Here is a 14,089-nt window from a genome sequence, read left to right on the forward strand (position 1 = left end):
TCTTTCTTATTTATCGAACCGGAGTTTTATTAAATTCCCCGCGCATAATCGTTGAGAAATTTTTCTCTCCATTCACTTGTGCTTCAATCGTGTATTCAAAATATTTGTGTTTAAAAATAAAAGTAGATCTCCCGATTCCTCGCGGTGTTTTTTTGGTGAGGATCAAAGTATCTGTGTCCCAATCTCCGCGTGCAGGATTCAGTGGTGGAAAGCCAAGGCTATCAAACCAAAACCAGATAACCTCTTTTGTCTGCGGATCAATATTGAACACACCGTGGGCTTCAAATTGAAATCCATCGCCACGTGTTTCGCGATAATCGTGAAGTAAATTCATTCCGCTTTTATCAAAGCCAAATTGCCACACGCCCTCGCAAGCTCCAGCGGGCCCCCAGGGATTTGGCAAGACCTCACCTCCACCAGACCATTGGCCGATAAAGAGAGATAATTTGAAGGCATTGGGATGTGAATCTGGATGGGTCATGTCTGTTATTGAGCCTCAGTTGCTATAGAAGTCAGTATACGAAGGCGTATATTGGCCTGCTATCGCAACTTGGCCGAATTTAATGCTATATTCGGCCAATATTTGAGGGCAATATAATGTTAGGTAGTCGACGATTCACACATAAAAATGATTACACCATGGGTTTGCATAGCCACGCAGAAGGGCAGTTCTTCATGTTGCTTCGAGGGACGGCTGTCTATATCACGGAGCAGGGCGAATGGCTGATGACGCCTATGCATCCCTGCTGGGTTCCCCCAAAGACTGCGCATGGTGTACGTTCACGCGGTGAAATTGAAGGCATAGCTGTCATAGCGGGTGAGGAATATTGCGATGGCCTTCCGCGCGAAATGTCGATTATAAAAACCAATCAGTTGATTCATGCCTTGCTCGAAAAAATGTCGCGCTCGGAAGACGATTCTTTGTGTGTGCAGCATTTATGGGCTGTGTTAAAAGACGAAATTTTGCAGGCAGAATACGATGATCTTCACTTACCTGTGCCACAAGACGAGCGCTTGCGCGCACTGACTCAGCTCATTGTTGAAAACCCTGCAGATTCGCGCAGCCTGGAGCAATGGGCCGCGAAAGTAAATTTAGCGGAGCGCACTTTAATTCGTAAATTTCGTGCTGAGACGGGAATGTCTTTGGTGGCCTGGCGGCAGCGTGCACGTGTTATTCAGGCCATTAGATTGTTAAATGCTGGCAGTACTGTTACAGATACAGCATTGAGTGTGGGCTACGACAGTTTAAGTGCATTTATTTCTGTGTTTAAACAAATCACCGGCGTGTCGCCAATGCAATATTTGCAATCAGCTTCGCCGGTGAGTGCCCCTTTAGTGTTGTCTTAAAAATTGTAAGACAGTGCAGTTTGGTATTGTGTGTTGGTTTTGTAATTATCAATAGGCGGTGAAACCAACAAATTTTTTGCAGGGTCGCTATCGTAAGTCAGCTGATAATTTAATTTCAGTTGCAAGCTGTTCGTGAGTTTTACATTCAAACCCAAATCAAACAGAACACGGAAATCACTAAAATCATCTGTGCTGGGCTGAGCGTAAGTTGTATTAACAAGTGTTACTTGATTGTTTAATTGGTATTTGTAGGTGTAGTAAGAATTTATTCGCCACAGGCGATTGGTTTCTTCATAAGAAATCAAATTTTGTTTTTCCACTTCGTGGAATGCTCCCAAGCCTAGAGCGAAAGAGTAAACATCTTTTTGCTGCGCAACCAAATAACGTGCACCACCGCCTGCTAACACGCGCGATGTTAAATTATCAAATTCATCTTCTTCCCATTGTCCAAATCCTTCGGCTGCCCACTTCTCGTTCAACAGGTGTATCCAACGCGCATGTAAAAAACTATTGTCCGTCGTTTTAATGTCGTGTTTGGTACCGTATTCCCGATCCACCAAGGCCATAAAAATTTCGTCATCCCAACGGTAAATAATTTTTGCACCGCCCGCATGGGATTGTTCCTCCTGATTTCCAGTTTTACCATTCAAACCTATTTTAATGGCACCAGAAAGCCCTTCTTCGGGCAAATTAGGGCGTTCGTTTTCAATGTTGGAAATTGCCCAGGCAGGTAATGCAGCTGACAATAAAATACTGCCGATAAAAAGTTTATTCACATGTAATCCCCACAGCTTTTTTGCGGTCGGGATTATAGCTTCAGAAGAAAAACCAGGTAAGCGGAAATATTGGATAGGAAAATTGAATGAGGACTTTTACAAACAATCAATAAAAATATTAATTGTCAGACGTCCTTTACGTGGATCTGCATTGGGTACAAAATTTGGGCTAATTGAACCACTGTGCAAGTTTTGTCGACGATAGACAATCAATCGGTTGAAGATTCCTTTTTGTTCTCCAATCCGCGTAAATAAGGCTGTATCACCATTGATATATCCATGCTCCGGTATCGTATCGCTACCATTTTCACTTTCCAGCGACCTGAAATAAGGAATTCGTCGCTCGTCATCGATGTATTCATAGCCTGTTTTGTTATGACGATAAAAAGAAGTACCGCCTAAATCGTCTTTGAATAAATAAAAAACGGCCGCTAATTCATCGCGCTGCGTTGAATCAAAATGTGGTATGCGTTGTAACAAGGTTAATTGATTGGCATTCATTGTTACTAACGAATACTGACACAACGACAAACTCAGCTTTGAACCTTTTAAGTCAAATACCTGCTTCATTTGCCGCCCCAAAGAGCTTAATAGCAGCGATTGGAAACTAATCGGAGCAGGTGCGCGCACTCCAGGATATAAAGGCGAATTTTGCACAAAGCGATGTTGGCAGGCATCTTCCACCAAGGGCTCAGCGTCTTGCAAAAAATTATCAACCACCAAAAGCGGTGATCGTTCTTCGCCTAGCTCATAAACTTTGGAGCTAATATAGGGATTTAATGATAAATGCATATCTGATTTCAGAGTGGCGCCTTGCAATATTGATTTACAAAATCCTGATGGTTCGGAAGTTTATCTACCGCGTTTTTAATCGTATTACGAGTATTGGTTAGGTGACCAACCATTTCTTCATCCGACATGGTTTTAAATACGGAGTGATAATGCTTAGGCATAATGCCTTGCCCCAGCATCACATGTGTCCAGGATTCCAACCTGAAAAGCTCGCGCTCCCCCTGGAAAGCTAACCCGGTCTCTCTGAATAATTCCATGCGATGGGTTAATGAATCGGGAACACTCATGTTCTTGCAGTAACGCCAAAACTCGCTATCTTCGCGTGACGTAGCGTGATAGTGCAATATAATAAAATCACGGATGTTTTCCAGCTCTGCGATAGATTGTCGATTGTATTCATCAGCGAGAGATTGAGTAACGCCACTGAATGGAAACATCTTCATTAACCTGACGATGCCATTCATAAACATATAGATGCTGGTTGATTCCAGTGGCTCAACAAATCCGCCGGAAAGACCTAATGCAACGCAATTTCGGTTCCAAAAAAGTTTGCGTCGACCTGTTGTGTATTTAATTACCCTGGGCTCGGTTAATACTTTTCCCTGAACATTATTTAAAAGATGCTGTATTGCTTGGTCATCTGTCATGAAGTCACTGCAAAAAACATTGCCATTGCCAACTCGGTGTTGCAAGGGTATATGCCATTGCCATCCCGCATGATGCGCAGTGCAAGTCACATAAGGTTTAGCAGGTTCAACCGATTCGGTTTGTACGGGAACGGCACTGTTACATGGCAGCCAGTGTGACCAATCCTCATAAGGTGTTTTTAAAGTTTTATCGATCAAGAGGCCAACAAAGCCTGTGCAATCGATAAATAAATCTCCATCAACAACTTCACCGGATTCCAATACCAGCGCTTTGATATCGCCGTCAGGGTGTTGCTGTACTTGTTGAATCTTACCTTCAATACGTTTAGCGCCTAAATTTTCGCTAAATTTCCGCAAGAATTGTGCGTACCGAGTTGCATCCAAATGATAGGCAAAGTTAATGCTGCTTTTTTTTGATGTGGCAAATTTATTAGCTTTAGCGGCTTGTATTTCGAAGCTATATTCTCCGAACTCTGCATTTATACCTTTGCTTTTACCATGTAACCAAAAGTGCTGAAAATCGGCGAGGAAGCTGCCTTGTCCCGTGGTACCAAAGGGGTGAATATATTCGTCGCCGATTTGTCCCCAATTTTTAAACGAAATCCCTAGCTTGAATACAGCTTTGGTAGCGCGCATGAATTCTTGTTCGTCTATACCTAATAACGAGTGAAATACTCGCATTGGCGGAATAGTCGCTTCACCAACACCCACAGTACCAATTTGTTCCGACTCAACCAGAACAACTTCAATTAATTTTCCAAGTTGCTTTGACAAGGCTGCTGCTGCAACCCAACCAGCGGTACCGCCGCCTGCAATTACGACTTTTTTTACCATATTATTTTTCAACGCTAGTCACTCTTTATTAGGTTGTTGTAGATAATTCCATTTAGCGGTTTAGCTTATTCATAAGCATAGCGCGTAACATTTTACTTTTTGTTGTGTCAATTTCGCCAAGATATCCGCGCGCTTGTTCAGGTATGTGCGCGCCTGCCTGCTCAGACTCACCGAAGATGTAATAATCGAAAATATGTTTCCACGCCAATTTTTCATGTTCAGGTTTATCACGCAAGCTTAGCAATGCGTGATATAAAACATTCATTGCAGGACCCATGTGTTTTGCAGAATTACTCCACCAATAATTAACTAACACATTAAATGGGCGTTGGGCCTCCACCTGATGCCACCACATACTTGGCAAATATAAGGCATCACCTGCTTCCAATTCAGCAATTTGGCCGTGTTTTATTGCTTCAGCAAATTTGGGATATTTTGTGAAATCAGGGTTGTTAAAGTCAACCATGCTTAATGCTTGCCCACCTGGAGTAGGGGTCAGTGGCCCAGGGTAGAGATTGGCGATTTGATCGGGCGGAAAAAGTGTAAACCTACGCTTGCCTACGACACAGCATGCCAAATTATCGGAAGCATCGTAGTGGCAGCAAGCGGTTGTACGGTTTCCAATCCAAATACCTATACGCATATCTTCAAGCGGGTAATCCATAACCGGCCGGGGGATAACAACATCGTTCTCTTTCCTGAAATCAGGAAAGTGTGTATCAATAACATTAGATGCAATGTAGTAAGAGGTAGGATTATTCTCTGGAAAACCTTTTTGTATGAGATCGAGAACCTCATCAATTTTCATTTGCTGAGTATCGAAATTGAGCTGGGTGCCCAAAGTATCGTAGAAAAAACGCCCTTGTATCTCCGGTGGGCCAATGCAGGCAACGGAAGGGCGGCCGTTATAATGTGATTTTAAATAATTAATCGCATTAGCATCTGACTTGCGTCCTTCTTCTACGAGCTTCCAGCGGTTGACCAAACCTTTAATAATTACCGGCGTTTTAGACGATAAAATACGCTCATCTAAAGTTTCATTCACGTAGTCGGTAATAACTGTAGTGGTAGCCGTAATCGTTGACATAATTTAAGTTTTTGCGCTGGGTTTGTAGCTTATTCTGACACTATTATTTTTTGTTATTTTTGATTTCCGTCAACTTTCGAATATTTGTCAGAGAGGTAATTACTGCATAAGCCAAAGGTAAAAAACCCTTTTTGTTTAGCTTTTCTAATTGTTCACCACTGAGTGCAGTGAGCTTGTCTTCATTAATAGTATAGTTTCCAACTAACTTGATCCTTTCATTATTATTTAAATCTACATCGATATCGATAGGCTCAAGTAAATCGAATTCCGAAAACATATCAAACATTGCATCTTGTTGTGCCATGCCTTCATGAATCACGTTTAAGTTTTTCGCAATATGTTCTAGGTATGGACTATTACCTCCATGTTCTAAAAATAAGGGGTAACCGTCTTCTTGACTCACTTTGGGGTGGTCTAAATCGATATGAATTACAGGAGTTTTGCTATTGCCTGAGTTCTGCGATTGAAAACCGATTAAAAATGGACCTTTAACAACACTTGCGGGAATGTAATTCGCAGCCCATCCAGATCCAAGATTTGGATTTAAAAAAAGATTTTCATTTTGGCTTAGCCCTAAAAGCACAGTAGTGTGGTACTTCTGGGTTTCTAAATTCCGTCTGAATAAAATCGTGTATTCTTTTTGTAATTCAATAAACTCTGCTGGAAAAACTAAAACGCTACTTACATTATTTCCAAATTCGGGACCGAAACGCCCAATCACTTTCAAGTTTTGGTGTGCTACGTTATTGAGTAATACGTTATTTGCCATGTCTTTTACTAGACCTTCAATAAATTGCCTGACTTCAACGGATGGGTAAATATTTACAGCATTATTTACCTACTAGAGTAAAAAAAGCCGCTTTTCAGCGGCTTTTTTTCTTATCAGAGATAAGGTGTTCTAATTAAATATAAAAACTATTTAATTAGAAGGTATAACGAGCACCCAATTGGTAACGAGCACCCAAGTCATACATATCCCACATCATGGCGTAGTTACGGCCATGAGAGCGACTGTTTTCACCAGTTACGTTAAGACCTTCAAGAGAAACGGTCAAAGCGTCAGTGATTGCGTAACTTACGTTAAGATCGATTTGAGAGTAAGCCTCGATATAACGTGGGTTAGCAGAACCACCACGGTTTGTTTCATTCAGGTATTCACCACGCCAGTTGTAAGCGATACGAGCTTGAAGGCCATCTTTCTCATACATGGCAACCAAGTTTGCTGTATCGCTCAAACCAACGAGAGCAAATTGAGACTGGGTGAAAGAGCCTTCGTTATTGAAGCCAACATCACCGCGAACAAGCGTGTAGTTCGCTTGAACACCAAAACCGGTCTCGCCGAAGAAGTGCTGCACAGCAAATTCAGCACCGTAGATCTTAGCTTCTTTACCGTTATTTGGGGTGTTGGTGCTGAATACTGTTAATGGGTCAGTATCATTGCTCTCAATATCCCAACCAGCATGGTTTGCCAAGAAGAAGTTTTGTGCGTCAGTACCGGTGTAGTCAGAATTGCCAAATTGAGCGATCCAATCTGCAGAGCCTTTACCGAACTGGGTGTAAACTGTTTGGTTGAACAGGGTATCATCGTTAATCGCAATGCCTTTCGCTTTCAATGCAGCAGCCGCAGCTTGTACTCTTGGGCCATTGGTTGAGTTACGAATATTCAACAAGGTACGGTTTACACGCTCAGAACCAATAAAGTTCTTAACGTTCTTCTGGAATATACCAGCAGATACATAACTAGTGTCGTCGTAATACCATTCTAACGACATATCAAGGTTGCTTGATTCTAACGGTAATAGACCTGGGTTTGATGCGCTTGCTACAGGTACTGAACCTAAGTAGGTTGAACCACCACCTGCGCCGAAGCCAGATGCTGATACACCCAAGCTACCCAAGCCCGCTCTAGCGATAGTTTTGCCTACTGAGAAACGGCCAATCAAATCGTCAGAGATGTGCAGGGTGAAGTCCAAGCTTGGAAGCAGGTTGTCATAGCTTGCTTCAGCTTCAGCCAGAGAAGCAGGCTTAGAGCTATCTACACGAATAGCAACGTCGTTGTTATCTTCCCAAACAGTTTTATAAGCAGATGCTAGAGAGCTTGATTCAACGTCGGTAGTTTCGTAACGCAAGCCAGTCAAAATGTCGAAAGGCATGCTGCCAAAATCACCGCCCAACTTAAATTGGAAGTAAGCAGCTTGAGTCTTCTCATTTACCAAGTTGTCAGCAGTTTGCTTCATCTTCGCTGGCAAAATGTTTGCGTAACGAGGAATCTTCTGCGCTGCTACGTACAAGTCTGCTGCATTAGCTTTAAAGCCATAACCACCGGCTTTTGGAGTCCAATCGTCAAACTCGCCTTGGATGTCGAAAGGCTGAACCAAATTGCCAAATTCACCTGGGTAGCCCGCGTTCCAGTTACCCAATGCTACGTTTTCTGCAGCATAGTTAAGTGAGTGAGATTCCATTTCTTTTGATTCAATGCCGAAATCAAATTGGCTCTTATCATCAAATTTATAGGTACCATCCAATCTGTATTGGTCAACAGTCGCTTTTTGATCCGCTTGACGCAAGTTGAACATAGACGAACTAACGTCAAGGTTGTCAGTTTTACCATTTACACCAGGCTTCACGTAGCCTGCGTTACCACCTTTACTGTCATCATACTTGTTAAGGTAAGTTGGGAACTCTGAACCGAACCACCACTCACGTGCAACAACAGTTGGAGCACCGAGACCCATACGGATTGAACCTGCACCAAATGGGCCAGTACCACGGCTGTGCATTTCAGAGTTGTGACCATCTAATCTCAACTCAAGTGCATCGTTAACTTGGTATGCCAAGTTGATACCAAATGAACCCAAGGTGTTGGTTTGCTCTCTCCACTGTTGCTCAAAACCTTCATCGATACCATCTGGGTAGCTTTCTCTGGCATAGATAGGAGTGGCAATAGTTTGGCTATCAAAGGTAACTTCTTGCAATCTGGCACCTGTTTGCATCCAGTTACCGGTTTGACCCAAGGCTTCCTCAATTTGGTTTTCTGCAAACGTATAGTCCACAGTACCTTTGAAGTCTTCAGTAGGTGCGAATTGAAGAGTTAACTGCGCGTTATCACGAGTACGCTGGGTATCAGTGAATTCATAACGCAAATCGTTAGGACGTGCATACAACTGACCTTCTTTAGGTGCATTATTCACCTTGGTGTTGGCGTTGTTCCACATTCTAGCTGGAGCATTGACTGAGTCCCAAGTACGGATGTTCCAGTCGTTAACTGTAGCACCTACGGTACCTGAGTCACGCTCTTGGTGGCTAACGCTCAAGCCAACGCCGAAAGTAGCGTCGCTATTAGCCCAGCTTACAAGACCTGCCAATTCTGGGGTAACGTCATCACCAACACGGTTGGTAGAATCCATTACTGCTTTAACACCAACGCTTCCGTTGAACCCATCGCGATCCAATGGTTTAGCAGTTTTGATGTTAACGGTTGCGCCAATACCACCAGTGGTGATGTTTGCTTTACCGGTTTTGTATACTTCTACGCCCGCAACACCTTCAGAAGCGATGTTAGCGAAGTCGAAAGCTCTTGAACCGCCGCCGTCACCGTTAAAGGTAGATGCAGCTGGCATAGAACGGCCGTTCAAGGTAATCATGTTGTTTTCTGCGCCGAAACCACGCACAGTAATTTGCGAACCTTCACCGTTACTACGGCTGATAGAAACACCGGTAATACGTTGCAAAGATTCTGCAAGGTTTGTATCAGGGAACTTACCCATGTCTTCAGCAGAAATCGCATCAACAACACCGGCTGAATCGCGTTTGATATCCATGGCAGCTTGCAAGCTCGCCTTGATACCTGTAACTACGATTTCTTCAGCGTCGTCTTGGGCGTAAGCCATTGAACCTGCTGTTAAAGAAATGATCGATGCTACCGCTGCTGTTAGTGGTCGTACTCTGAAGTTTTTTTGTAAAGTTTTAAGCATAAGACTATGCCTCCAGTGATTGTTATTAGATTAAAAGCCACTGACCTCGTGGCTTTAAACTGTTCCTGTCAGCCGTGGTTAGTGGCTAAGCAAGAAGCAAGATTCCAATTGGGTTGTGCAGGTGGATTGGAACCTTACTACCTGAATACTTCCTTCTGCGAGTTAGTATTCAAAGTTCTTTATGAGCATTTTTTGTAATTGAACGGCTGCTCATCTCACTTTCCCTTCTATATTTCTAATAGAAATTCTCTCAACGCCTGGCGGCGCGACCAGCTTTATTAACATGGTTATATTTATAACACCTTGGTAATAAAAACACCTCTCCGATATGGTCATTGATACTATAACCGCGGGTGGGTGTCAACGGTAGAACACTGCAATTCTAGCTGGTTTTTTAAAAATAGCGACCAAAATATCTTACGTAAAATATTCAATTTCAAATGTAATTATTTTTTTGCCAGCAAAATAATCAATTTGAATTTAGGCGCCATATGGGCAGTATTGGGTGGAATCAATGAAAAAAGAGCACCCAAATTGGGTGCTCTAAATGCCCGGAGGCTCTCCATTACATAACAGTTGCCTGAATACAAAAATGAGGTATCAGAACACCTGATGCACTTGCATACTAAAATTGAAAATTTTTATTGTCAATATGACTATAACAAAATAATAAAAATACTTTTACTTGTGGTGGTAAGTAAGTTTTATCATATAAATAGATGTGCGGCAGATTGTGGTTTTTTAGTTTTCGGAGAGTGGTGAAAACTTTGCGTCATCTTGGGAATTATTTTTTATATTTAATTGTTTTTTTTAAAATAAAAAAATTGAGCTGCGAGTAGTTAGCCATAAGTGAATTTTTAATGTTCATATCGTGAACGTAGGTAGCTAGGAACTTTCCGAAAAATTATTTGCGTTTCCACGAGAAGAAAAAAGCTTTGTGTTTATTTTTTGAGTGCATTTGATTCGGCTATAAATATCAAGTGAGACTTAACAGTGTTTTGAATTCCTCCCTATAGCGGCGAGAGAGTGTAAGAATTTCTTTGTTGCGTAAAGTTACTTGATAGTCGCCAGTATCCAGCGGTTGTATTTCCTGAATTTGTTCGAGATTGACGATGGTGGAGCGATGTATGCGTGTGAAATTAGATGGCAATAATTTTTCTAATTTATCCATAGTAATGCGCATAGGGTAGACACTATTTTTAATATGCAAATTAGCATAATTGCCCGATGCCTCAATCCATTCTATGTCTGCTGTTTGAATTAAAAACTCGCGCCCGAGTTTTTTTATTAACAAGCGTTCTGGTGGTGATTCAGACGTTGCGTCTTCATTTTCTTCATCCTTGGCTAAATAACTGGCTTCACCTTGTAGGCGTCGCACAATAAGTCTGTATCCAAACACGACTAATGCCACCGTCAAATAGGTTTGCGCGTCCTTTCGGTATTCATATAAAGACTCAATCAATAGATTTCCAAATTCATAATCTTGATTCATCGCGGAATAGGTGAGATTACGAATCGCCACCATGCCCGCTACGTGGATGGCCGAAAAAGGAATGGTCGCCAATAGGTGGCATGCCAGCCGAGTTTTTAAACCCAGCTTCTCCAGCCAGCGATCATTCACGAATATTCCCAGTGGAATGAGTAGCAAAATCATAAGCGCGCTGGATATTTCCCAGCAGAAGGGTTTCCACGTTGGGACCACATGTCCGGCTCGTTGGTATTCCATGAGTTTGGTAGTGGCTAACACAGCAACGTTGATGCTGAACCACCCAACCAAAAGCGCGCTTGCCCAGAGTCGTTGATGCTTTAAAAAATGTTGAATCTGCTGGTTGGACATCTTGCTCATTCGGTGCTCGGGTGGAAAGGGCGTGAGTGTGTGCGTTGCAGTATAAACCGCAATAGAGTTGGTCACACCTGGCTTCCGTTCGTCACATCTTCACGTAGAACAATCACTTAGCATCAATACACAAGTCGGGCGTCCCTTAGGATGGCGTTTATACAACGCAAACTTAAGAGGCGCATATGACCCAGGCAGTTAATCTTCCCTTGCACGAAATTACCCGGAAACGTTTGATCGAGTTGGATTGGTTGCGTGTGATGGTTTTTGGGCTATTGATTTTTTACCACGTCGGTATGCTTTATGTCGAAGGTTGGGGTTGGCATTACAAAAGTACTTACACCAGTAAATTCCTTACCAATATTATGTTGTGGTCGAACCAGTGGCGGATGTCTTTGCTATTTATGATTAGTGGCGCGGCTGTGTCATTTCTATTGGCAAGCCAGTCGTGGTGGCAGTTTATTGTTAAGCGTGTGCCGATTCTGCTCTTGCCCTTGTTATTCGGGATGCTGGTAGTTGTGGTTCCGCAAGTGTACGTGGAGGCGAACAGCAAAGGCATCATCAATTGCCCCAACTACTGGCATTTTTGGTATGCATACCTCGATCAAAACAGCCCCGAGTTTGCTGACCATAAAACCCTGGGTTCTATGCATTTAACCTGGAATCATCTTTGGTTTTTGCTTTATTTATTAGCTTACAGTCTGATTGTGTGGGCAGCTTACCCTTTGCTGATGTCGTCTCGGCTAATGCCTCTAAGGAATGCGTTTGCGAAACAAACGCCAATGTCTGTAGTGATTGTTCTTCCAATAATGATTTCCTATTTTCTAGGGTTGTGGCTAGACGAAAAAAATCCTGTTACGCATAACTTTGTACAGGATTGGTTTAATCACGCACGTTCATTGCTGGTGTTTTTGATTGGTTTTGTGTTGGTGAGAATGCCTCTGGTTTGGAATCGCTTTGCTGGTTTGCGCTGGCATTTCCTTGTTACAGCAGCAATCACCTTCAGCTATATCCTGTTTTCCTTTAATGGAGGCTCTTTGGGTGATGGTGGTATTGCCAAGAGCATCAACCGATTGTTCTGGACCGCCAACGGGTGGTTTTGGATGCTTACGCTTATCGCGTGGGCGCAGCATTGTTTTCATAACAGCAATCCGATACTGCGTTATTTGAATCGCGGCGTTTACTGCTTTTATATCGTCCATCAAACCTTAATTATTGCGATTGCCTATTTTCTGGTGCCGAAAACTCTCGGAGGTTTTTGGGAGCCAATGCTTATTATCTTGATGGTCATCAGCGGTTGTATATTGATGTTTGAGATCATTAAACGCCTGCCGGTATTGCCAATATTTTTTGGGATACAAAAGGGGCGTTAACTTTGGGCGCTAGCATGATTGGTGTTTTGGTTATAAATAAACGTTAAAAGTGACACTAAAAAGTCTTTTAGTTTTCAGTGTTCTGGCCGATGTCGAAGATAGCGGGGCTTCACTTTAATACTTCTCATTGGCCAGGTGCTTTATGACTCTATCTTCAATCAACTCCGGCGCATTTCCTTCGTCTTCATTATTAAGCAGGCAGGATCAAGCTCGCGCTCAATCCAAATCCTCAGTAATCAAGGAAGCTCCGCCAATTGAGGAAAAACGTCAATCTGCCCTCAAGTTAGTAACCCGCACGCTCAGTCAGGCCTATGAAAAAATTGCTGGTAAAGACGCTGTCGCCACGACAGCCTACAGCGATCAAGAGCCGATGACGGCCACGAAAGCAGCCGGTACTATTTTGGGTTTTATAGAGCGCCGTCTAGCAATGGATGTTGCTGAAGGCGCAACTCAGGAACAATTACAATCGCGTTTAGAGGCGGGGCTAGAGGGCTTTAAGAAAGGCTTTGCCGAAGCGGAAGAAAAGTTAAAAGCCTTGAGCATGTTTTATCCAGAAGTGGAGGCAGACCTTAAAGATACCTATTCGCAAGTTTTATCCGGTATAGACGCGTTAAAAGAAAAACTTGTTTCGGGCGTTAAAACTGATGCTTCAGTACCAAAAGAATCACTTCCAAATGTAGCTACGCCAGCTTCTATTAATAATATTGCGATACAACAAGGTCTTTATGAGTATGCGGAGGCGCGCGATTTCAAATTCGAATTAATCACCAAAGAGGGTGATAGAGTGAGCATTCGCGCATCATCCAGCCTGGGAGTGAGTGTTGCAACTGCACAAGATAAAAATGGTGTCGAGGTTAATGCCAGTAAAAGTTCTGCAAGTAATTTTGAGCTTTCAATTGAAGGTGATTTGAATGAAAGCGAATTGAATGCGATTAACGATTTGCTCGGGCGCGTGGATAAGTTGGCCGGGCAATTTTACTCAGGTAATTTGGATGATGTTTTTGATAAAGCGGTAAATCTTGGCTACGACGATCAACAAATTGCAAGCTACGCGTTGAATTTATCGCAAGTACAAATTCAACAGGTTGCTGAGAGCTATAGCGCGTTTTCACCGGAAGGCGAACAAGTTCCGAGTTTGGCAAACCAATTGGCGCCAGTGGGGGACTTTATTAAAGATGTATTGTCTACTTTAAATGTAGCGGGCGAGTTTGCTAATCCGCATCAATTGTTGTTGGATTTAACCAGAAAAATGGCTGATCAGGCAGCTTTAAAAAATGAAGAGCCTAGTGCTTTATCGCAATTCCTGGAACGAATCCTAGCATTAAACGTTCCGCAAAAAACAGAAGCAGTTTCTGCTTCTTGATCCGGTCTTCATCTATCTGCTAAAAGCTCTTTGTAAGTGAAGAGCTTTTAAATCAATCG

General features: G+C 42.7%; 11 protein-coding genes. 3 read left to right on the plus strand and 8 right to left on the minus strand.

Translation table 11 applies throughout. From position 1 onward, the window contains the following. Window positions 1-10: 10 nt before the first annotated feature. Complete coding sequence (locus IE104_RS11070; RefSeq protein WP_189418555.1) at window positions 11-481, minus strand: DUF1579 family protein; 471 nt, start codon at window positions 479-481, stop codon at window positions 11-13. 116 nt (window positions 482-597) lie between these two features. Between IE104_RS11070 and IE104_RS11075 the strand changes: the two genes are divergently transcribed. Continuing rightward, the gene (locus IE104_RS11075) at window positions 598-1,347 is read left to right on the plus strand and encodes an AraC family transcriptional regulator (RefSeq protein ID WP_189418556.1); all 750 of its coding nucleotides are present in this window, start codon (window positions 598-600) and stop codon (window positions 1,345-1,347) included. Here IE104_RS11075 and IE104_RS11080 read toward each other — a convergent pair. The 7 genes from IE104_RS11080 to IE104_RS11110 all read right to left on the minus strand — a co-directional run bounded on the left by IE104_RS11080 (window position 1,344) and on the right by IE104_RS11110 (window position 11,303). Beyond that, window positions 1,344-2,123 (minus strand): DUF481 domain-containing protein, encoded by a 780-nt coding sequence (locus IE104_RS11080; RefSeq protein ID WP_189418558.1) that lies wholly within the window; start codon window positions 2,121-2,123, stop codon window positions 1,344-1,346. The two genes, IE104_RS11075 and IE104_RS11080, sit on opposite strands and share 4 nt — an antisense overlap. A gap of 96 nt (window positions 2,124-2,219) precedes the next feature. Beyond that, window positions 2,220-2,915: a DUF6445 family protein gene (locus IE104_RS11085; protein WP_189418560.1), complete on the minus strand. Its 696-nt coding sequence runs from the start codon at window positions 2,913-2,915 to the stop codon at window positions 2,220-2,222. A gap of 8 nt (window positions 2,916-2,923) precedes the next feature. After that, on the minus strand, window positions 2,924-4,396 hold the full coding sequence (locus IE104_RS11090; protein WP_189419609.1) for a tryptophan halogenase family protein: 1,473 nt from the start codon (window positions 4,394-4,396) through the stop codon (window positions 2,924-2,926). 52 nt (window positions 4,397-4,448) lie between these two features. Continuing rightward, the gene (locus tag IE104_RS11095) at window positions 4,449-5,483 is read right to left on the minus strand and encodes a cupin-like domain-containing protein (RefSeq protein ID WP_189418562.1); all 1,035 of its coding nucleotides are present in this window, start codon (window positions 5,481-5,483) and stop codon (window positions 4,449-4,451) included. A gap of 43 nt (window positions 5,484-5,526) precedes the next feature. After that, entirely contained in the window at window positions 5,527-6,252 is a 726-nt protein-coding gene (locus IE104_RS11100; RefSeq protein ID WP_189418564.1) for a SapC family protein, read from the minus strand. A 154-nt stretch (window positions 6,253-6,406) separates the two neighbouring features. Further along, window positions 6,407-9,457: a TonB-dependent receptor gene (locus IE104_RS11105; protein ID WP_189418566.1), complete on the minus strand. Its 3,051-nt coding sequence runs from the start codon at window positions 9,455-9,457 to the stop codon at window positions 6,407-6,409. Between the two features lie 976 nt (window positions 9,458-10,433). After that, the gene (locus tag IE104_RS11110) at window positions 10,434-11,303 is read right to left on the minus strand and encodes a LytR/AlgR family response regulator transcription factor (protein WP_189418568.1); all 870 of its coding nucleotides are present in this window, start codon (window positions 11,301-11,303) and stop codon (window positions 10,434-10,436) included. Window positions 11,304-11,479: 176 nt separating this feature from the next. On the opposite strand from IE104_RS11110, the gene IE104_RS11115 reads away from it, so the two are divergent. Further along, the gene (locus IE104_RS11115) at window positions 11,480-12,667 is read left to right on the plus strand and encodes an acyltransferase family protein (RefSeq protein WP_189418570.1); all 1,188 of its coding nucleotides are present in this window, start codon (window positions 11,480-11,482) and stop codon (window positions 12,665-12,667) included. 142 nt (window positions 12,668-12,809) lie between these two features. After that, complete coding sequence (locus tag IE104_RS11120) at window positions 12,810-14,030, plus strand: DUF5610 domain-containing protein (RefSeq protein ID WP_189418572.1); 1,221 nt, start codon at window positions 12,810-12,812, stop codon at window positions 14,028-14,030. The last annotated feature ends 59 nt before the right edge of the window (window positions 14,031-14,089 follow it).

The organism is Cellvibrio zantedeschiae (assembly GCF_014652535.1).
Taxonomy (GTDB): domain Bacteria; phylum Pseudomonadota; class Gammaproteobacteria; order Pseudomonadales; family Cellvibrionaceae; genus Cellvibrio; species Cellvibrio zantedeschiae.